Raw genomic sequence first — 18,711 nt, forward strand, 5'->3', positions numbered from 1 at the left:
CACGCGCGCGTGCTCAGACGCTCCGGCGCAGCCCCTCGAAGACCACCTTGGCGACCGCGTCGGCGACTTCGCGCTCGCCCATGCCGCGGATCTCCGGGCGGTACCACTCCACGATGGAGTTGATCATGCCGAAGACGAGGCGGGTGGCGAGGCGGCCGTCGACGTCGGAGCGGATGTCGCCGTCGGCCGCCGCCGCCTCCATCAGGGCGGCGACCCGGTGGTCGAAGTCGCGGCGGCGGTCCAGGGCCCAGCGTTCGGTGTCGGTGTTGCCGCGGACGCGCAGGAGCAGGGTGACGTAGGGCAGTTCGGCTATGAGGACCTCGACCATGCGGTGGACCACGTGTTCCAGGCGGTCCGAGGCGCGGCCGGTGCGGGCGGGCTCCTCGTCGAGGATGCCGAAGAGACCGTCCAGGGCGCGGCTGACGGCCCGGCGGAGCAGTTCCTCCTTGCCGGTGACGTGGTGGTAGATCGAGGACTTGGAGATACCGGCCGCCCGCGACAGGTGCTCCATGGAAGTGCCGTCGTAGCCGCGCTCGTTGAAGACCTGGACGGCCACCGACAGCAGGGTCTCGGGGGTGTAAGTGTCGCGCTTGACGGTGGTCATGAGGCGCTGCCCTCCCGCTTGTCGGTGGCGTAGGCGTGCCGGTAGAGGGCCAGGGAGGGGGCGTACCGGCCGGAGGGGTCCCGCAGGTGCAGGTCGTCCAGGAGGGAGTAGGCCCAGTTGCGGCCCAGGCGGCGGCTCCACTCGAAGGGGCCGAGCGGGTAGTTCACGCCGAGGCGCATCGCGGTGTCGATGTCCTCCTCGGTGGCCACGCCCTTGGCGACGGCGTCGTGCGCGAGGTCGACGATCCGGGCGACCGTACGGGCGACGATCATGCCGGGCACGTCGCCGATGACGCTGACCTTCTTGCCGAGCGCCTGGAACAGCCCGGTGGCCTCGGCGAGGGTCTGCGGGGAGGTGTCCTGCGAGGCGGACAGGGCGATCCGGGTGGCCCGGCGGTAGTCGAGGGCGAGGTCGAAGTAGACGACGTCCCGGAACTCCACCGAGGTCTGTCCGTCGGCGAGGGCGAGCTGTCCGCCGCTGGGCAGGACGAGCCGCGTGCCCTGGTCCTCGTCCTCCTCGCGCACCTGGATGCCCGCCTCGCGCAGCAGCGTGAGCAGTTCGGCGGCGGGGCCCAGGTCGCCCTCGGCGACGACGTACGCGGGCGCCCGCTCCGGCTCGGCGGTGTGCGGTTCGGGGCGGTCGGCGTCCGGGGCGTAGTCGTACCAGCCGTGTCCGCTCTTTCGGCCCAGGCGGCCGGACTCGACCAGGCGGCGCTGGGCCAGCGACGGCGTGAAGCGCACGTCCTGGAAGAAGGACTGCCACACCGAGTGGGTGACGGACTCGTTGACGTCCTGGCCGATCAGGTCGGTCAGTTCGAAGGCGCCCATCTTGAAGCCGCCGCTCTCACGCAGGACCGCGTCGATGGTGGCGGGGTCGGCGCCCTGGGACTCGTGGACCGCGAACGCCTCGGCGTAGAAGGGGCGGGCGATGCGGTTGACGATGAAGCCGGGGGTGTCGGCGCAGGCGACCGGGGTCTTGCCCCAGGCGCGGGCCGTCTCGTACGCGCGCGTGGCGGACGTGACGTCGGTGGCGAACCCGGAGACCACCTCGACCAGCGGCAGCAGCGGCGCCGGGTTGAAGAAGTGCAGGCCCACGAAGCGGCCGGGGTTCGCCAGCGCGCCGCCGATCGCGGTGACGGAGAGGGAGGAGGTGTTGGTGGCGAGCAGGCAGTCCTCGGCGACGGCCTCCTCCAGCGACTTGAACAGCTCCTGCTTGACGTCCAGGCGCTCCAGCACGGCCTCGATGACCAGGGCGCAGTCGGCGAGGCCGGCGACGCCCTCGACGGGCTCCAGCCGGGCGCGGGCCGCGTCCCGTTCGGTGTCGGTCAGCCGGTCCTTCTCGACGAGCCGGTCCAGGCGCGCGCCGATGGCGTCGGCCGCCTCCCGCGCCTTGCCGGGGACCGCGTCGTAGAGCCGTACGGGGTGGCCGGCGACCAGTGCGACCTGGGCGATGCCCTGGCCCATGGTGCCGGTGCCGACGACGCCCACGGGGCTGCTGAGGTCGAGTGCTGTCATGAGCGCGATCCTCCCGCACGGGGTTTTCCACAGATGCGGCGGACCCCCTTGTACCGACCGTTCGTTCGGTTACTCTACTGGGGACTGGCTGTATCCGCCCATGTTTCTGCCCAGGTCATGAACTCGACGAGGAGTTCTTGAAACCAAGGAGTTGGTCTCGCATGGCCGCCGCCCTCACCCCCCACGACCTGATCGCCAAGCACCGGCCCACCCTCGACCAGGCGCTCGAAGCGATCCGCACGCGCGCGTACTGGTCACCGCACCCGGAGCACCCGAAGGCGTACGGGGAGAACGGCAGCCTGGACATGGCCGCGGGCAAGGCCGCCTTCGACGCCCTGCTCGGCACCCGCGTCGACCTCGGCCAGCCCGGCACCGACGGCTGGGTGGGCGGCGAGGTCTCCCCGTACGGGATCACGCTCGGCGTGGAGTACCCGCACGCGGACGTGGACGTGCTGCTGCCCGCGATGAAGGCCGGTCAGCGGGCCTGGCGGGACGCGGGCGCGGAGATCCGCGCGGTGGTCTGCCTGGAGATCCTGAAGCGGATCAGCGACCGCACCCACGAGTTCGCGCACGCGGTCATGCACACCTCCGGGCAGGCGTTCATGATGGCGTTCCAGGCGGGCGGCCCGCACGCGCAGGACCGCGGCCTGGAGGCGGTGGCCTACGCGTACGTGGAGCAGGTCCGCACGCCCGACACCGCGGAGTGGAGCAAGCCGCAGGGCAAGCGGGACCCGCTCAACCTCACCAAGCAGTTCGTGCCGGTCCCGCGCGGCATCGCACTGATGATCGGCTGCAACACCTTCCCGACCTGGAACGGCTACCCGGGTCTGTTCGCCTCGCTGGCCACCGGCAACGCGGTGCTGGTCAAGCCGCACCCCCGCGCGGTGCTGCCGCTGGCGCTCACCGTGCAGGTCGCCCGCGAGGTGCTCGCCGAGGCCGGGTTCGACCCCAACCTCGTCGCACTCGCCGCCGAGCGGCCCGGCGAGGGCATCGCCAAGACGCTCGCCGTGCGGCCCGAGATCCGGATCATCGACTACACCGGCTCCACCGCCTTCGGCGACTGGCTGGAGACCAACGCCCGCCAGGCGCAGGTCTACACCGAGAAGGCCGGCGTCAACACCGTGCTCGTGGAGTCCACCGACAACTACAAGGGCATGCTGTCCAACCTGGCCTTCTCGCTGTCGCTGTACAGCGGCCAGATGTGCACCACGCCGCAGAACCTGCTGATCCCCCGCGACGGCATCCGCACCGAGGACGGGCCGCGCGGCTTCGACGAGGTCGTCGCGGACCTCGCCCGCGCGGTGGACGGACTGCTCGGCGACGACGCGCGGGCCAACGCCCTGCTCGGCGCGATCGTCAACCCCGACGTCAAGGCCCGCCTGGAGGCCGCGGCCGGGCTCGGCGAGGTCGCCCTCGCCTCCCGTGAGGTCGCCAACCCGGACTTCCCCGAAGCGGTCGTGCGCACCCCGGTCATCGTCAAGCTGGACGGCGCCAAGCCGGACGACGAGGCCGCCTACATGAGCGAGTGCTTCGGCCCGGTCTCCTTCGCGGTCGCCATGGACTCCGCCTCGGACGCGGTGGAGCTGCTGCGGCGCACCATCCGGGAGAAGGGCGCGATGACGGTCGGCGCGTACACCGTCGACGCCGAGGTCGAGGCCGCGGTGCAGGAGGTCTGCCTGGAGGAGGCGGCGCAGCTGTCGCTGAACCTGACCGGCGGGGTGTACGTCAACCAGACGGCGGCGTTCTCCGACTTCCACGGGTCCGGCGGCAACCCGGCCGCCAACGCGGCACTGTGCGACGGGGCGTTCGTCGCGAACCGGTTCCGGGTGGTCGAGGTGCGCCGGGAGGCCTAGAGGCCGGTCTAGAGGGCCTGCTGCCCGAGGCTCCAGTGGTACAAGGCCATCCCCACGCTCGTCGCCAGGTTGTAGCTCGACACCTGAGGACGCATCGGCAGGGAGAGCAGGTGGTCCGCCCTGGCGCGGACCACCTCCGACAGGCCCGTGCGTTCCGAGCCGAAGGCGAGGACGGCGTCGTCCGGGAGCTTCACCGCCCGGATGTCGTCGCCCTCGGGGTCGAGGGCGAAGAGCGGACCGTCGGGGATCTCCTGCGCCGTGACGCGTTCCACCGCCGTCGCGAAGTGCAGCCCCGCGCCGCCCCGGATGACCGTGGGGTGCCAGGGGTCCAGCGTGCCCGTGGTGACCACGCCCGTCGCCCCGAAGCCCGCCGCCAGGCGGATCACCGCGCCCGCGTTGCCGAGGTTGCGCGGCTGGTCGAGGAGGACCACCGGGGCGGTGCGCGGCCGCTCCGCCAGCCGCCGGAGGTTCGCCGCGCGGGACGGCCGTACCGCGAGCGCCGCGACGGCCGTGGGATGCGGGCGCGGGACCAGGGAGCGGTACGTCTCCTCGGGCACCTCGGTGAGCAGGGCGGCGAGCCGGTCGCGTACGTCGGGGGCCAGTTCGTCGGCGAGGGCGAGGGCCGCCGCGCGGTCCGCCGCCACCGCCACGGGCACCTCGGCCCCGAACCGCACCGCGTGCTTGAGGGCGTGGAAGCCGTCCAGGAGTACGGCCGTGCCGGCGAGGCGGTGCCAGGTGGTGACGGGGGCGGTCATGACGGGGATGCTACGTGGCTCTGCTCGGGGTTCTCCGGGCTGCGCTGCTCCGGGAGCGCCGCCTCGCCCTTGCGCCGGCCCGGCAGCCGGGCCGGTATCCGTGCCGCGCGGGCGCCGAGACGGCGCAGGAAGCCGGTCGGCAGGAAGACCGCGTCCGCCGCGATCATCGCCAGCGAGAAGAACGGCAGGCCGAGCACGACCGCGATCACCGCGTGCTCGAACATCATGAAGGCCAGCAGGACGTTCTTGGCCCGCCGGTTGAAAAGCGTGAACGGGAAGGCGACCTGGACCAGGACCGTCCCATACGTCACCAGCAGCACCATCACCCCGCTGGCCGCGAGCGCGTCGGCGAGGGCCGGCCAGGGGGAGAAGTACTCCAGGTGCAGCGGGTAGTAGACGGCCGTGCCGTCCTGCCAGCGGGAGCCCTGGATCTTGTACCAGCCCGCGGTGGCGTAGATCAGACACGCCTCGGCCATGATCACGAACAGGGCGCCGTTGTGCACGATGTTCCCGATCACGTCCAGCAGTACGCGGGGCTGCGCGGTGCGCGCGTACCGCCCGACCAGCCACCACACGGCCAGTGCGACCCACACCGTCCACAGGATCAGCGGCACCGTCCGGTCGCCGTCGAGCCGGCCCGCGAGGGTGGCCATGATCAGGACGGCACCCCACAGGCCCCACAGCAGCGGCCCCACGCGGTCGGTCACCCGCTCGCCACGCGCGCGTGCCGCGCTGTCCCGGTCGGCCCGGCGCGCGTCCAGGGACCAGACCCGGCCGCAGCGGGTGAAGACCAGGTAGATCGACATCAGGTGCAGGACGTTGTCGCCGCCGTCGCCCATGAAGATGGAGCGGTTCTGGAGGGACAGCACCCCGACCATGAACAGCACCGACGTGGTGCGGGTGCGCCAGCCGAGCAGCAGCAGGACCGCGAAGAGCACGGCGAGGGCGTAGACCAGCTCGAACCAGAGGCGGCTGTCGGTCCAGATCAGGGCTGTGAAGGCGCCGTTCGCTTCGATCAGCTGCTGGCCGAGGGCGAAGCTCCAGGGCCCGTCGGGGCCGTACAGCTCGTGGCGGTGGGGCAGTTCGCGCAGCAGGAACAGCAGCCAGGTCGCGGCGAAGCCGATGCGGATGACGGCCGTCTGGTACGGGCCGAGCGGGGACTCGGTGACCTTGGCGATGGCGGCCGAGAGGCACAGGGCGATCCGGTTCATGCCCGGTCCTTTCCGGACTCGTCCCCGGGGACCTCCCACCAGGGCAGTTCCCGGTAGACCGGCTTGTCCGGCACCTTCTCCTCGCTCCAGTCGGGCGGGGGCACGTTGGTGGTCCGGGAGCGGAACCGGATCCGCTCGACGACTCCGTCCTCCCCGGCCGCGTCCACCCGGTCCAGGCGCAGCAGGGCGATCCGGCGCAGATAGGACTCGGACAGGTCGCCGCGCAGTTCGACCGGACGGTTGTCGCTGTCGTGGGTGGCGACGAGGAAGTCCCAGGCCCGGCGCAGTTCGTTCTGCTGGGTGTGGCTGGGCAGCGGGTTGCCGTCGATGGCGCGGCCGTCCTGGGCGGACAGGTCGTACCAGCCGGTGGTGCGTATCGTGCCGTCCGCCTCGCGGATCTCGGCGCGCACCTCGACGGCGATGTTCTGCTGGAGCGGGTTGGGCGCGAAGAGCTTCCAGTTCTGCTCGAACTCCGGGTAGACCCAGTCCCCTATCGCCTCGCCGTGCCGTTTGCTGACCGTGTTCGAGGGGGCGACGTGCAGGAACACCATCCCCAGGTGGACACAGACGCCGACCGCGACCACGGCGAGGGCGAGCGCGGCGACGATCTGGTAGCGCAGGGAGAGGGCGGCCACACCGGTGCGGGGCCCCGGCCCGTGCCGGACCTCACCCTGTGTGTCGTACGCGTCCATGGCGCCCCGTCTCCCCGATTACGGCCCCGGAAGTCGGCCCGGCGGCCCTGTCCCGGGGGGACACCTTACGGCTCCGGGCTCACGGGAAGGTCACGTCCGCCGAGCATTCGGTAGGACCTCGGTCGCACCGGCGGGCCCGGGGCGTTCCCTTCTTCTAGAACCTGTTCTATCTTGACGCACCGTCAGGTCTCGTGGGCGCGGGAGGGCAGGACCGTGGACTTCACCTTCACCGAGGAGCAGCAGGCGGCGGCCGAGGCGGCGCGGGGGGTGTTCGCGGGGGTCGCGCCGGACTCCGTGCCGAGCCCCGCGCTCACCCCGGGCGCCGTCGCCGAGGACTTCGACCGCGCCCTGTGGTCGCGGCTCGCCGAGACCGACCTGCTGAGCCTGCCGCTCGCCGAGGAGTACGGCGGGGCCGGGCTTGACGCGGTCGCGCTCTGCCTGGTGCTGCGGGAGGCCGGTGAGGTGCTGGCGCGGGTGCCGCTGCTGGAGCACGGCGCCGCGCTGGCGGTCCTCCAGGCGTACGGCGGAGCGGAGCTGAAGTCCGAGCTGCTGGCGCGTGCCGGGCGGGGCGAGGTCGCCCTCACCGTCGCCGCGCACGGCCGCAGCGGGCACGATCCGGCGGAGCTGGCGGTGACCGCGCGGCGGGACGGCGCGCAGTGGGTGCTGGAGGGGGCGCAGACGGCGGTGCCGTGGGCCTTCGACGCCGACGCCGTCGTCGTACCGGCACACGCGGACGGCGACCGGGCCGTGCTCGCGGTGGTGCCGCGCGGGCGGGCCGGGGTGCGGCTCGCCGAGCAGTACTCCACCAGCGGGGAGCGGCTCGGGGAGGTACGGCTGGAGGGCGTGCGGCTCGCGGAGCGCGAGGTGGTGGACGCGGAGGGCGCCTGGGAGCGGCTGCGGGAGCTGCTGACGGTCGGGACGTGCGCGCTGGCGCTCGGGATCGGGAACCGGGTGCTGCGCATGACCAGCGCCTACACCGGCAAGCGGGAGCAGTTCGGGCATCCGCTCGCCACGTTCCAGGCGGTCGCCGTGCAGGCCGCCGACCGCTACATCGACCTGCGCGCCATGGAGGCCACCCTGTGGCAGGCCGCCTGGCGCGTCACGGCCCGGACGCCGGGCGCGCTGCCGGTCGCCGGGGACGTGGCGGTCGCCAAGATCTGGGCCGCGGAGGGCGTACGGCGCATCGTCCAGACCGCCCAGCACCTGCACGGCGGCTTCGGCGCGGACGTGGAGTACCCCCTGCACCGGTACCACGCCTGGGCCAAGCAACTGGAACTGTCCCTCGGCCCGGCGTCGGCCCACGAGGAGGCGCTGGGGGATCTGCTGGCGGCACATCCTCTCGGCTGAGGCCGCTCCTCCGGCACGGCTCGAAGAGCACGCGGCAGATACGGCAGACGGCCCGCACACACACGCCCTCCGCGGCCGACCGTCCCCGCACGGCCCCACCCCTCGGCCAAGCCGGGAAACTCTCGCTCGGGCCCGCCGCGGCACACAAGGAGAAGCTGGGGGATCTGCCGACGGCGCATCCGCTGGGGTGAGGCCCGCTCGGAGCGCAAGCCGGGCTTGCCCTCGGCCGAGGCCCGCTCGGAGCACAAGCCCGGCCGCCCTCGGCCGGGCTCCTCCGGCAGCCCCCGAGGGCGTCAGAGTACGAAGCCCGGCTTGCCGTCGTTCGTGACGACCGGGCGGCCCGTCGCCGCCCAGACCTGCATGCCGCCGTCCACGTTCACCGCGTCGATGCCCTGCTGGACGAGGTACATCGCCACCTGGGCGCTGCGGGCGCCGGAGCGGCAGATCACATTGACCCGGCCGTCCTGCGGGGCCGCCTCGGTCAGCTCGCCGTAGCGGGCGACGAACTCGCTGATGGGGATGTGCAGCGCCCCCTCGGCGTGGCCCGCCTGCCACTCGTCGTCCTCCCGGACGTCCAGGAGGAAATCGCCGTCCTTGAGGTCCGAGACCTCGACCGTGGGCACGCCAGATCCGAAATGCATGCCCCCGACGGTACCCGGTGGGCTACGCCTTCAGTTCCGCCAGTTCCGCCTCGCGGGCGGCGACGTCCGCCAGGAGCTGCTCGGCGATCTCCTCCAGCAGCTTGTCCGGGTCGTCCGGGGCCAGCCGCAGCATGGAGCCGATCGCGCTCTCCTCCAGCTCCCGGGCGACCGCGCCGAGCATTTCCTTGCGCTGGGCGAGCCACTCCAGGCGGGCGTAGAGCTCCTCGGCCGGGCTCGGCTGCCGTTCCTTGGGGACGGGACCGGCCGCCCACTCCTCGGCCAGCTCCCGCAGCAGGGCCTCGTCGCCCCGGGCGTACGCGGCGTTCACCCGGGTGATGAACTCCTCCCGGCGCGCCCGCTCCGCGTCCTCCTGGGCCAGGTCGGGGTGGGCCTTGCGGGCCAGCTCGCGGTAGAGCTTGCGGGCCTCCTCGCTGGGGCGCACCCGCTGCGGCGGCCGTACCTGCTGGTCCGTGAGCATCGCGGACGCCTCCGGGAACAGGCCGTCGCCGTCCATCCAGCCGTGGAACAGCTCCTCGACGCCCGGCATCGGCATGACCCGGGCGCGGGCCTCGTCCGCCTTGCGCCGGTCCTCCGGGTCACCGGAGCGCTCGGCCCTGGCCTCGGCGATCAGGGCGTCCAGTTCGTCGAGGCGGGCGTACATCGGACCGAGCTTCTGGTGGTGCAGCCGGGAGAAGTTCTCGACCTCCACACGGAAGGTCTCCACCGCGATCTCGTACTCGATCAGCGCCTGCTCGGCGGCCCGCACGGCTCGCTCCAGGCGCTCCTCGGGGCGCGGAGAGGCCTCTTCGGCGGGCTCTTCGGCGGGCTCTTCGGCGAGCTCTTCGGCGGGCTCTTCGGCGGGCTGGGAGGAGGTCTCCTCCCCGGGGGTCTCGGCCCCTGGAGAGGTCTGCTCGGCGGTCTCCTCGCCGGGCCGGGGAGCGGTCTCCTCGTCGGGCTGGGGGGGCTGCTGCTCGGCTTCCGGGGTCGTCACGCGACCAGCGTAGGCCACGGCTCGCCCGCGGCCTACGGCCGATCATGGCCCCGGGGTCTCCGGGCAGTCCGCCGGGACCCAGGACGCCGTCAGATCGCGGCAGACCACGAACAGCGTGCCCGGACGGCAGGCGATCTCATGGCTGCAGCCGCCGTCGGGACGCGGCAGCACCTCGTCGAGGATCACCTCGCCGAGCCCGCTGACGTCGCAGGCGCCGAGGAAGCCCGCCTGGAAGCGGGAGACCCCGCGGTAGCGGATGACCAGGTCCTCCTCGTGCTTGAAGCAGTCGTGCCGAAAGCGCAGCTCGACCTCGTCGGCGGCGGTCCGCCGGGCCAGGTCCGGGCGCAGGTCCTTCACGCACCGGGCGCCGGAGAACGCGTAGTGCCCCGGGTCCGTGGCGAACGCGCGGGCGCCCGGCGGGAGCCGGTCCGCGAACTCCGGCAGGTGCTCCAGGTACGGCCGCGGGTCGATGACGCCCGTCGTCTCACCGGCCCGCCCGTCGAGGTCGACGTATTTCACACCCCCGCCTCCGCGGCGATGCGGCCCGCGCGTACGGCCGCGACCAGGTCGGCGTGGTCCGCCTCGGTGCGGTCCGCGTAGGCGACCGCGAAGGCGGCTATCGCCTCGTCCAGTTCCTCGTTCTTGCCGCAGTAGCCGGCGACCAGGCGGGGATCGGCGCTGTGCGAGTGGGCGCGGGCCAGCAGGGCGCCGGTCATCCGGCCGTAGTCGTCGAGCTGGTCGGGGGAGAGGGCGGCGGGGTCCACGCTGCCCTTGCGGTTGCGGAACTGGCGCACCTGGTAGGGGCGCCCGTCGACGGTCGTCCAGCCGAGCAGGATGTCGCTGACGACCTGCATGCGCTTCTGCCCCAGCACCACCCGGCGGCCCTCGTGCTCCGGCTTCGGCGCCTCGAACCCGGCCGCCGCCAGATGCGGCAGCAGCGCGGACGGGCGGGCCTCCTTGACCTGGAGGACGAGGGGTTCGCCGCGGTGGTCCAGGAGGAGGACGACGTAGGAGCGGGTGCCGACGCTGCCGGTGCCGACCACCCGGAAGGCGACATCGTGCACCGCGTGCCGGGCCAGCAGCGGGAGCCGGTCCTCCGGGAGGGTCTCCAGGTACTCCTCCAGCGACGCCGCCACCGCCGCGGCCTCCTCGTCCGGCACCCGGCTCAGGACCGGCGGCGCGGGCACGAAGCGGCGGCCGCCGTCCTCGGTGCGCTCGGTCGACTTCGCCGCGAACCGGCCGCTGGTGTTGGAGCGGGCCTTGGCGGCGACCCGCTCCAGGGTGCCGATCAGGTCGTGGGCGTCGGTGTGGGAGACCAGTTCCTCGTCCGCGATGGCGTTCCAGGCGTCCAGCACCGGGAGCTTGGCCAGCAGCCGCATGGTGCGCCGGTAGGCGCCGACCGCGTCGTACGCGGCCTCGCGGCAGGTGTCCTCGGCGGCGCCGGCCTCCCGGCCCGCCAGCACCAGCGAGGCCGCCAGCCGCTTCAGGTCCCACTCCCAGGGGCCCGGCACGGTCTCGTCGAAGTCGTTGAGGTCGATGACCAGGCCGCCGCGGGCGTCGCCGTACAGGCCGAAGTTGGCGGCGTGGGCGTCGCCGCAGATCTGGGCGAGGACGCGGGTCATGGGGGTGTGGGCCAGGTCGTGGGCCATGAGCCCGGCCGAGCCGCGCAGGAAGGCGAACGGGGTCGCCGCCATCCGGCCCACCCGTATCGGCGTCAGCTCCGGAATCCGGCCGAGACTGGACTCCTCGACCGCGGTCAGCGCGTCCGGGCGACCGGGGTCGACCTCGAACTCCGCGTGCGCCGAGCGCGGCACGCGCTCCCGCAGCGCCTTGCCCTCCGCCTTCGCGCCACCGTTGCCCGGCCACTGGGCGAACCCGCGCACCTGCGGCAACCGCCGGGACGCGCCGCGCGCCTCCACCGAACCGTCGACCACACCAACCGCCTCCCCCCGCACCGGACCGTCCCCGGCCCGCACGAACATCAATTCGTGCCGACGGTACAGCGAGGTGGCCGAAATCCGGCAGTCCCCGTGGACGGGCGGAGGGATGTGGATATCCCGTCCCGGGCCCGCCCTCACCCGGGGTCGGCCGGGTCCCCCCGCGCCCCCAGCAGCACCGTGAACGCCTCGATCACCAGGCGCAGGGACGCCTCCACGGCCGCGTCCCCGCGGGCGGTCGGCGCGGGGACGGGCAGGCGTGGGCCGAGGTGGGTGCCCCGGCCGGTCTCCAGGTAGGTCAGGACGTCCTCGGCCCGCGGGGGCGCCCCGTCGGCCGGACGGGGCAGGGCGTCGAGGAGGGACTGCAGGGTGTCGAGCAACTGCCGCCGGTCCGGGCCGGGTTCGGGATTCATAGGGCAAGGCTGCTGAAGACCGGTCGAGGACCGTTCAAGACACCGCCAACGCCTCGGCGGCTATGCCGTGGGCCTGCCGTCCACCACCCGGTCCACCAGGCCCGGCGCCGCGCCCAGATAGCCCGCCGGGTCCAGCAGGGCGTCCAGTTCCTTCGGGGACAGGTGCCGGGTCACCTCCGGGGACTCCGCCAGGACCTTCACCAGGGGCACGCCCCGGTCCGCGGACTCGTGGCTGGCGCGGGTGAGCAGGGCCCGGGACTGGGCCTTGCCGAGGAGCGGGGCCAGTACGGCGGCGACGCGCTCGGAGACTATCTGGCCCCCGGTCAGGTCGAGGTTGGCGCGCATGCGGTCGGCGTCGACCGTGAGGCCGGTCAGGAGTTCCACCGCCGTACGGGTCGCGCCGCCCGCCAGCCGCAGGCACTCCCGCAGCGGCTGCCACTCCGCGTGCCAGGCACCGGCCGACCGCTCGTCCTCCGCCAGCATGGTGCCGTACAGCACCGCGGCGAGCTGCGGCACTTGGAGCGCGGCCGAGCGGATCAGCGTGGCCAGGACCGGGTTGCGCTTGTGCGGCATCGCCGAGGACGCGCCCCGCCCCGCCACCGCCGGCTCGGTCACCTCGCCGACCTCGGTGCGGGCCAGCGACTGCACATCGACGGCGATCTTGCCGAGCGCGCAGGCCAGGAAGGCGCACACCGCCCCGGTGTCGGCGATGGGGGTGCGCAGGACGTGCCAGGGCAGGGGCGCCGGGGCCAGGCCCGTCTCCTGCGCGTACGCCTCCACCAGGCGGCCGGCGTAGCCGTCGTCGGGCGCGTCCGCGTACTCCAGGTACCCCGCCAGCGTGCCCGCCGCGCCCCCGATCTCCACCGGCAGGGACGCCGCCAGGTCCGCCACCCGGCCGCGGGCCTCGCGCACCAGGTGCAGCCAGCCCGCCGCCTTCAGACCGAAGGTCGTCGGCACGGCGTGCAGGGTCAGGGTGCGCCCCGCCATCGGCGTGTCCCGGTGGGTGCGCGCCAGCGACTCCAGCGCCGCCGCGCACCGGTCGAGGTCCGCCCGGATCAGTACCGTCGCCCGGCGCACCACCAGCATCGCGGCCGTGTCCAGGATGTCCTGGCTGGTGGAGCCGCGGTGCACGTACTCCGCCGCGGCCGGGTCCTCGGCCGCGACCACCGCCGTCAGCGCCTTCACGAACCCCACGACCGGATTGGCGGTCTCGCGCGCCGCGCGGGCCAGCGCGACCAGGTCGAGCCGCTCGGGCCGGGCCGCCGCCGCGATCGCCGCCGCGGCGGACTCCGGCACCGTGCCCAGCCGGGCCTGCGCCCGTACCAGTGCCGTCTCCGCCTCGACCATGGCCGCCAGCCAGGCCGCGTCGGACACCGCCGCCTCCACGGGCGTGCCCGCGCGCACCGGGGACAGCAGCCCGGAGTCGACCACCGCGGCGAGTTCCGGGGAGAGTTGGAAGGTCATGGCTGTGTCTCCTCCGACCATGGGTGTGCCTCCTCCGACATGGTGGGTCCTTCCTCCGCTCTCACGCGGCCGTCCGTTCCAGCCCGGCCCGCCGCTCCAGCACCGCCCCGAGCGCCGCCTGGGCGATGGCGTCGGAGTCGGTCAGGGTCACCGAGTTCACCCCGGGCCGGATACCCGCCGCCGTCACCCAGTGGACCGACTCGGTGGGCACCCCGAAGGCGTACCGGCGCGGATGCGGGCGCCGGGCGGCGTCCAGCAGCCGGAACGGGCGGGAGGTGACCGCGAGGCCCTCGGTGTAGACCCAGGTGCCGTTGCGGGTGGCGATGCGGTGCGGGGCGCACTGCCCGGTGTCCAGCAGGTGCCGCAGCAGCGGGTCCTCGGTGCGGCTGAGCGTGATGTCGGGCAGCCGCGCCTCGATCAGCACCTCGGCGCTGATCCGGGAGCCGGGCACCAGCGGCGAGTGGGCGTAAAAGCCCTGCCGGTCGACGTCCACCCGCAGGTCGGGGCCGACGATGTGCAGCACGCCCGCCTCGATCAGCGCCACCGCCTCCTCGATCCGGGACGCGGGCGGGCCGATGGACAGGAAGGCGTTCAGCGGCGTGTACCAGCGGTCCAGGTGCTCGCGGTGGGAGTCGCCGTGCAGTCCGCCGTGGTCGACGACCAGCCGGATCTCGTTGCGCAGGTCGCGCAGCACGTCCAGGGCGGCCTTGAGCGGGCCGCTGACATTGCCGCTGCGGGCCTCGTCGACGTCCTCGCGCAGATAGTCCAGCAGCCAGGCCGTGAAGTCCTCCGGGCCGCCGAACTCCTGGTCCCGGTACGGCCGGGCCAGCCGGTCCCAGTCCCAGCGGTCCTTCTCGCCGATCTCGTACGCGTCGAGCACCGCGTCCTCGGCGGACGTGCCGGGCAGCGCGCTCAGGAAGTCCCGCTGGAACGCCTCGGCGCGGTCGCCCCGGCCGCGGGCGGTGAGCAGCGTGCGGTAGTAGACGGTCTCGGCCTCCTTGGCGACCAGCGGCCACACGTCCCGCAGGAAGTCGGCGCCGTCCGCGCCGCGCGCGGCCCGCATCCGGGCGATCCGGGCCGGGGTGAGCAGCAGTGGCTCGTGGCGGCCGTGCGGGCCCTTCTCGTTCTCGCCGCGCGCCTGGTAGGGCACACCGCGCCGGGAACCGGCGTACATCTTGGGCTCCCGGCCGGAGGGCAGGTAGACCAGCCGGCCGGAGACCCGGGTGAAGCTGCCGCCGCGGCCGGTGGTGAGCAGGGCCATGTAGTCGAAGAAGTTCAGGCCGAGGCCGCGCAGCAGTACGGGCTGTCCCGGCCGGATGCCCTCCAGGTCGCTGTCGGCCGGGTTGGCGGGCGGGACGACGGGGTGGCCGAACTCGCGGGCCAGGGCGGTGAACTGCTCCTCCGCCGCGGTCGGCCGGGCGGGCAGGTGGCCCTGGGAGAGGACGACGGCGTCCAGGTGCTCCAGTACGCCGCCGTCCTCCAGCGTCACGCGCTGACGCGGCGGATGTCCGGTCGCCAGGGCGACGCCCTCGTCGTCCAGGGCGACGGCCCGGGAACGGTGCCAGGTGACGGTGACGCTTTCGGGGGCGCCGGCGACGACACGCTCGAAGGCCCAGCGCAGGTAGTGGCCGTAGAAGGCGCGGGTGGGGTAGGTGTCGGGGCCCAGCGTCCGGGCCTCGGCGAGGACCTGCTCGGGATAGTGCCCGGGTATCCGCCCGGCGACCAGCTCCCGTGCCCAGCCGTGCAGGCTGGGGCCCGGCTCCAGGGGGCCGGTGAGCTCCACGCTGGCGTCGGTGAACACCGAGATCTGTCCGGCGACCGTGTTCATCAGCAGATGCGCGGACTGGCTGGTCCGCCACACCTGCCCGGCGCCGGGCGGCTGCGGGTCCACGACGTGGATCCGGATCGCGGTCCCGGCCACGGCGGACCTCGCGGCGGCACACAGCCGCTCCACCACGGAGAGCCCCCGCGGTCCCGCTCCGATCACACACACGGTGTGCTGTCTGGTGGTCATGTCTACTGTCCGTCCTGCGAGTTACGGGGGGCGAGGGGGTGGGTGGGGGCGGGGGCGCGGCCCGGGTCGGCGTGGCCACGGCCCGAGTCGGCGGCACCGGGCCCCGAGTCCGGCCCACCCGCGCCCAACGGCGCGACGGAGACCGGGCGGGGACCCTTGGCGTCGGAACGCGGGGCCGGGGAAACCGGGGAGACCGGGGCCGAATGCGGGGCGGGTGTGCCCTGACCCACGGGGCCCGCGTCCCGGCCCGCCGGTCGGCGGCGCAGCGCCACCGCGGCGACCATCCGGCTGCCGATGACCGCGCAGCGGCCCTCCGTGCCGGGGGCCGGGCCGCGGTGGACGCGGAAGTGGACCGGGACGGCGGGGTCGGTGCCGTCCGGGGGTTCCTCCCACTCCAGGGCGACGGACTGGAAGGAGACGCCGTCCTGGTGGTCCGGCGGGAGCGCCTTGTAGAGGGCCTCCTTGACGCAGAAGAGCCGCAGGACCGCGAGGGCCGGGTCGGCGGCGCCGCGCAGGCGCTCGCGCTCCTCGGGGGTGCACACGTAGTGCACGGCGGACAGCAGCTCCTCGCCCGTCTCCAGGGGCTCGATGTCGATGCCGAGACCGACTCCGTCGTCGGGGCCGGTCACGCACAGGGCGACCCGGTTGGTGTGGCTGAGCGAACCGGCCACCCCGTACGGCCAGCTCGGCGCCCCGCGCCCGTCGGCGCTCAGCCACCGGGGCATCCCGGTCAGCGCGGCGGTGGCGCGGGCGGCGGCGAGCCGGCCCGCGGTGAACGTCTCGCGGCGCAGCGGCGCGGTGTAGCCGTGCAGCAAGTCCCGTACCGGCGCGGGCAGTTGCCCGAACTCCAGTTCCCCGGTGTGCGCCTGCGCCGCGATCACGCGCGGCTCGAACAGCGCCGTCACCGCGTCCAGGTCGACCGGCTCGGGCGCGAGCACGGCGCTCACCGCACCGCTCCGACCGGCGTACGGGTCAGGTGGGCGACCGCGTTGTGGACGATGAGGCGGCCGGTGTGCCCGGCGTACGTCATGATCGACTCGGGGTGGAACTGGACCGCCGCGAACCGGTGTCCGGGCGCCTCGACCGCCATCGCGACCATGCCGTCCTCGGTGGCCGCGGTGACCCTGAGGGAGTCGGGCAGCGTGGCCGGGTCGGCGTACAGCGAGTGGTAGCGGCCGACGGTGAAGCTCTTGGGCAGCCCGTCCAGCAGCAGCGAGTCGGCCTCGGTGCGGCGCACCCGGGAGGGCTTGCCGTGCACCGGCTCGGGCAGCACACCGAGGGTGCCGCCGAGGTACTCCACGATCCCCTGCAGGCCCAGGCAGACGCCGAAGACGGGGATGCCGAGCCGTTCGGCCTCGGCGAGCGTGGCGGCGGTGCCGAAGTCGGCGGGGGTGCCGGGGCCGGGGGAGAGCACCACCAGGTCGGGGCGCTGCTCGGCGAGGAGCGGCAGATGGGTGCCGCTGCGGTACGTACCGACCTCGGCGCCGGTCTCGCGCAGGTACCCGGCGAGGCAGTGCACGAAGGAGTCGCGGTGGTCGACCAGGAGGATGCGGCGGCCGGCGCCGGGCCCTTCGGAGACCGCGGATGCCGCACGCGGCGGCCGGGCGGGCTCGTCCAGGACACCCAGCAGCGCCTTCGCCTTCAGCTCGGTCTCCAGCTCCTCGTCCTCGGGGGAGGAGTCGTGCAGCAGGGTGGCTCCGGCGCGGACCGTGGCCACGCCGTCGTGGAGGTGGATGGTGCGCAGGGTCAGCACGGTGTCCAGGCCGCCGTCGAACCCGATCCGCCCGACGGCACCGCCGTACCAGCGGCGCGGGGAGCGCTCGTGCCGTTCGATGAACTCGATCGCGGACAGCTTGGGCGCGCCGGTGACGGTGACCGCCCACAGGTGGGCGAGGAAGGCGTCCAGCGCGTCCCGGTCGGGCCGCAGGACGCCCTCGACGCGGTCGACGGTGTGGATGAGGGTGGAGTACTTCTCGATCCGGCGGCGGGCGGTGACCTGGACCGTGCCGGGCAGGCAGACACGGGACTTGTCGTTGCGGTCGACGTCCGTGCACATCGTCAGCTCGTGCTCGTCCTTGGAGGAGTTGAGCAGGGTGCGGATGCGCTCGGCGTCCTCCAGGGCGTCCCGGCCGCGGGCGATGGTGCCGCTGATCGGGGAGGTCTCGACGAGGGCGCCGGCCGCGGCGCGCGGGGTGACCCGGACGAACATCTCCGGGGAGGCGCCGACCAGGTACTCGTCCTCGGCGAGGTTCATCAGCAGGCTGTGCGGGGCGGGGTTGCGGTCGCGCAGGGTGCGGAAGAGCCGGGACGGCGGGCGGGTGACCGCCCGGTGGAAGGACTGGCTGGGCACGACCTCGAACAGGTCGCCGGAGCGGAACAGCGGCCGGGCCCGCTCCACGACCCGCGCGTACTCGCCGGGCGCGTGGTCCCGCTCGGGCGCCTCCTGGGCGGCCACGAAGGGGCGGGCCGGGGTGGCCCGGTCGAGCCCGTCGGTGCGGGAGGCGCCGACCCGGAACTCGTAGTCGTGCCGGACGGCTTCGTCGGCCTTGAGGTCGAGTTCGTAGACGGTGTCCGGCAGGTGCAGCACCATGTCGCGGTCGCCGGGGCGGCGCTGCTGGCTGAGTCCGATCGGGTCGACCTGGAAGATCAGGTCGTAGCCGAAGGCGCCGTAGAGCCCGAGCAGCGGGTCGTCGGGCAGCGCGAGCCCTTCGACCACGGACCGCACCACGGCGAAGACACCGACGTGCCGGGTCCGGTCCTCCTCGGCGAAGGTCCCGTCGGGGACGGCACCGGTCATGTGCAGGGTGTCCCCGTCGGCCTCGACCCGTCCCCCGGGCCCGACGGCACGGGAGAACAGGGCCAGCAGGGCCGGGAGGAGCACCCGGCCGCGCGCGTTGAGCGCGGTGGCGCGTATCTCCCTCCCGCTCGCGGTTATCTCCACCGGTGGATCGCTGTAGCCGATGATCCGGTCGGGGCCGCGGAACAGCAGCATGCCGCGGCGTTCGTCGAGGGTGTCCTCCAGGGCGGTACGCAGGGTGGCGGCGGAGCCGAGCGACTCGGAGGTACGGACGACCTCGACTCCGACGGGCGTGGTCCACCGTGCGGACGGCGCTGCCCGACCGGTGCGCGGGCGGGACGTTTCCAGCTGGGGCATCCCCCAAGTTCCTTTCTCGAACCCGGCGTTCGGAGCCGGGGCAGCGTTCGGGGCGGTCGGGTGCGGAGGGGGCGTGGCCCGGGGCGGGCGGCCGGGTTCGTGCCCGGCGCGCCGCCACGGC

The 18,711-nt window shown here is 73.9% G+C and carries 16 protein-coding genes; 2 read left to right on the plus strand and 14 right to left on the minus strand.

Translation table 11 applies throughout. The annotated features are described in order from the left end of the window. Positions 1 to 13 precede the first annotated feature (13 nt). Entirely contained in the window at positions 14 to 604 is a 591-nt protein-coding gene (locus ACZ7L7_RS15785; RefSeq protein ID WP_472076125.1) for a TetR/AcrR family transcriptional regulator, read from the minus strand. Next, entirely contained in the window at positions 601 to 2,118 is a 1,518-nt protein-coding gene (locus tag ACZ7L7_RS15790) for a 3-hydroxyacyl-CoA dehydrogenase (protein WP_472076127.1), read from the minus strand. The genes ACZ7L7_RS15785 and ACZ7L7_RS15790 overlap by 4 nt, the downstream gene beginning before the upstream one ends. A 161-nt stretch (positions 2,119 to 2,279) precedes the next feature. Between ACZ7L7_RS15790 and paaN the strand changes: the two genes are divergently transcribed. Beyond that, positions 2,280 to 3,971, plus strand: a complete 1,692-nt coding sequence (gene paaN, locus ACZ7L7_RS15795; protein WP_285514378.1) for a phenylacetic acid degradation protein PaaN — start codon at positions 2,280 to 2,282, stop codon at positions 3,969 to 3,971. 8 nt (positions 3,972 to 3,979) lie between these two features. On the opposite strand, the gene ACZ7L7_RS15800 is transcribed toward paaN, so the two are convergent. The 3 genes from ACZ7L7_RS15800 to ACZ7L7_RS15810 are packed head-to-tail and all read right to left on the minus strand — an operon-like array spanning position 3,980 to position 6,629. Continuing rightward, the gene (locus ACZ7L7_RS15800) at positions 3,980 to 4,726 is read right to left on the minus strand and encodes a TrmH family RNA methyltransferase (RefSeq protein ID WP_472076129.1); all 747 of its coding nucleotides are present in this window, start codon (positions 4,724 to 4,726) and stop codon (positions 3,980 to 3,982) included. Beyond that, on the minus strand, positions 4,723 to 5,937 hold the full coding sequence (locus tag ACZ7L7_RS15805; RefSeq protein ID WP_472076131.1) for an HTTM domain-containing protein: 1,215 nt from the start codon (positions 5,935 to 5,937) through the stop codon (positions 4,723 to 4,725). Before ACZ7L7_RS15805 ends, ACZ7L7_RS15800 begins: the two co-directional genes overlap by 4 nt. Next, entirely contained in the window at positions 5,934 to 6,629 is a 696-nt protein-coding gene (locus ACZ7L7_RS15810; protein WP_285514381.1) for a DUF5819 family protein, read from the minus strand. Before ACZ7L7_RS15810 ends, ACZ7L7_RS15805 begins: the two co-directional genes overlap by 4 nt. 213 nt (positions 6,630 to 6,842) lie before the next feature. On the opposite strand from ACZ7L7_RS15810, the gene ACZ7L7_RS15815 reads away from it, so the two are divergent. Then, positions 6,843 to 7,976 (plus strand): acyl-CoA dehydrogenase family protein, encoded by a 1,134-nt coding sequence (locus ACZ7L7_RS15815; RefSeq protein ID WP_472076208.1) that lies wholly within the window; start codon positions 6,843 to 6,845, stop codon positions 7,974 to 7,976. 293 nt (positions 7,977 to 8,269) lie between these two features. Here the strand turns inward: ACZ7L7_RS15815 and ACZ7L7_RS15820 are convergent, their stop codons facing one another. The 9 genes from ACZ7L7_RS15820 to ACZ7L7_RS15860 all read right to left on the minus strand — a co-directional run bounded on the left by ACZ7L7_RS15820 (position 8,270) and on the right by ACZ7L7_RS15860 (position 18,590). Next, complete coding sequence (locus ACZ7L7_RS15820; protein WP_472076210.1) at positions 8,270 to 8,599, minus strand: rhodanese-like domain-containing protein; 330 nt, start codon at positions 8,597 to 8,599, stop codon at positions 8,270 to 8,272. A 40-nt stretch (positions 8,600 to 8,639) separates the two neighbouring features. Further along, positions 8,640 to 9,608 carry a J domain-containing protein gene (locus tag ACZ7L7_RS15825; protein WP_471592617.1) on the minus strand — a complete coding sequence of 323 codons (969 nt, stop codon included), beginning with the start codon at positions 9,606 to 9,608 and terminating at the stop codon, positions 8,640 to 8,642. Between the two features lie 42 nt (positions 9,609 to 9,650). After that, entirely contained in the window at positions 9,651 to 10,127 is a 477-nt protein-coding gene (locus tag ACZ7L7_RS15830; protein WP_471431428.1) for a hypothetical protein, read from the minus strand. Continuing rightward, the gene (locus ACZ7L7_RS15835) at positions 10,124 to 11,590 is read right to left on the minus strand and encodes a DUF2252 domain-containing protein (protein ID WP_472076212.1); all 1,467 of its coding nucleotides are present in this window, start codon (positions 11,588 to 11,590) and stop codon (positions 10,124 to 10,126) included. Before ACZ7L7_RS15835 ends, ACZ7L7_RS15830 begins: the two co-directional genes overlap by 4 nt. Positions 11,591 to 11,682: 92 nt before the next feature. Further along, the gene (locus tag ACZ7L7_RS15840; protein WP_250745091.1) at positions 11,683 to 11,958 is read right to left on the minus strand and encodes a hypothetical protein; all 276 of its coding nucleotides are present in this window, start codon (positions 11,956 to 11,958) and stop codon (positions 11,683 to 11,685) included. Positions 11,959 to 12,018: 60 nt separating this feature from the next. Beyond that, positions 12,019 to 13,422: a nitrosuccinate lyase gene (locus tag ACZ7L7_RS15845; protein WP_472076134.1), complete on the minus strand. Its 1,404-nt coding sequence runs from the start codon at positions 13,420 to 13,422 to the stop codon at positions 12,019 to 12,021. A gap of 61 nt (positions 13,423 to 13,483) precedes the next feature. After that, positions 13,484 to 15,436 (minus strand): FAD/NAD(P)-binding protein, encoded by a 1,953-nt coding sequence (locus tag ACZ7L7_RS15850; protein ID WP_285514386.1) that lies wholly within the window; start codon positions 15,434 to 15,436, stop codon positions 13,484 to 13,486. A gap of 2 nt (positions 15,437 to 15,438) precedes the next feature. After that, positions 15,439 to 16,383, minus strand: a complete 945-nt coding sequence (locus tag ACZ7L7_RS15855) for a 4'-phosphopantetheinyl transferase family protein (RefSeq protein WP_285514387.1) — start codon at positions 16,381 to 16,383, stop codon at positions 15,439 to 15,441. Continuing rightward, positions 16,380 to 18,590 carry an anthranilate synthase component I gene (locus tag ACZ7L7_RS15860; protein ID WP_453605033.1) on the minus strand — a complete coding sequence of 737 codons (2,211 nt, stop codon included), beginning with the start codon at positions 18,588 to 18,590 and terminating at the stop codon, positions 16,380 to 16,382. The genes ACZ7L7_RS15855 and ACZ7L7_RS15860 overlap by 4 nt, the downstream gene beginning before the upstream one ends. Between the last annotated feature and the right edge of the window lie 121 nt (positions 18,591 to 18,711).

This window comes from Streptomyces sp. NPDC110618 (assembly GCF_055657065.1).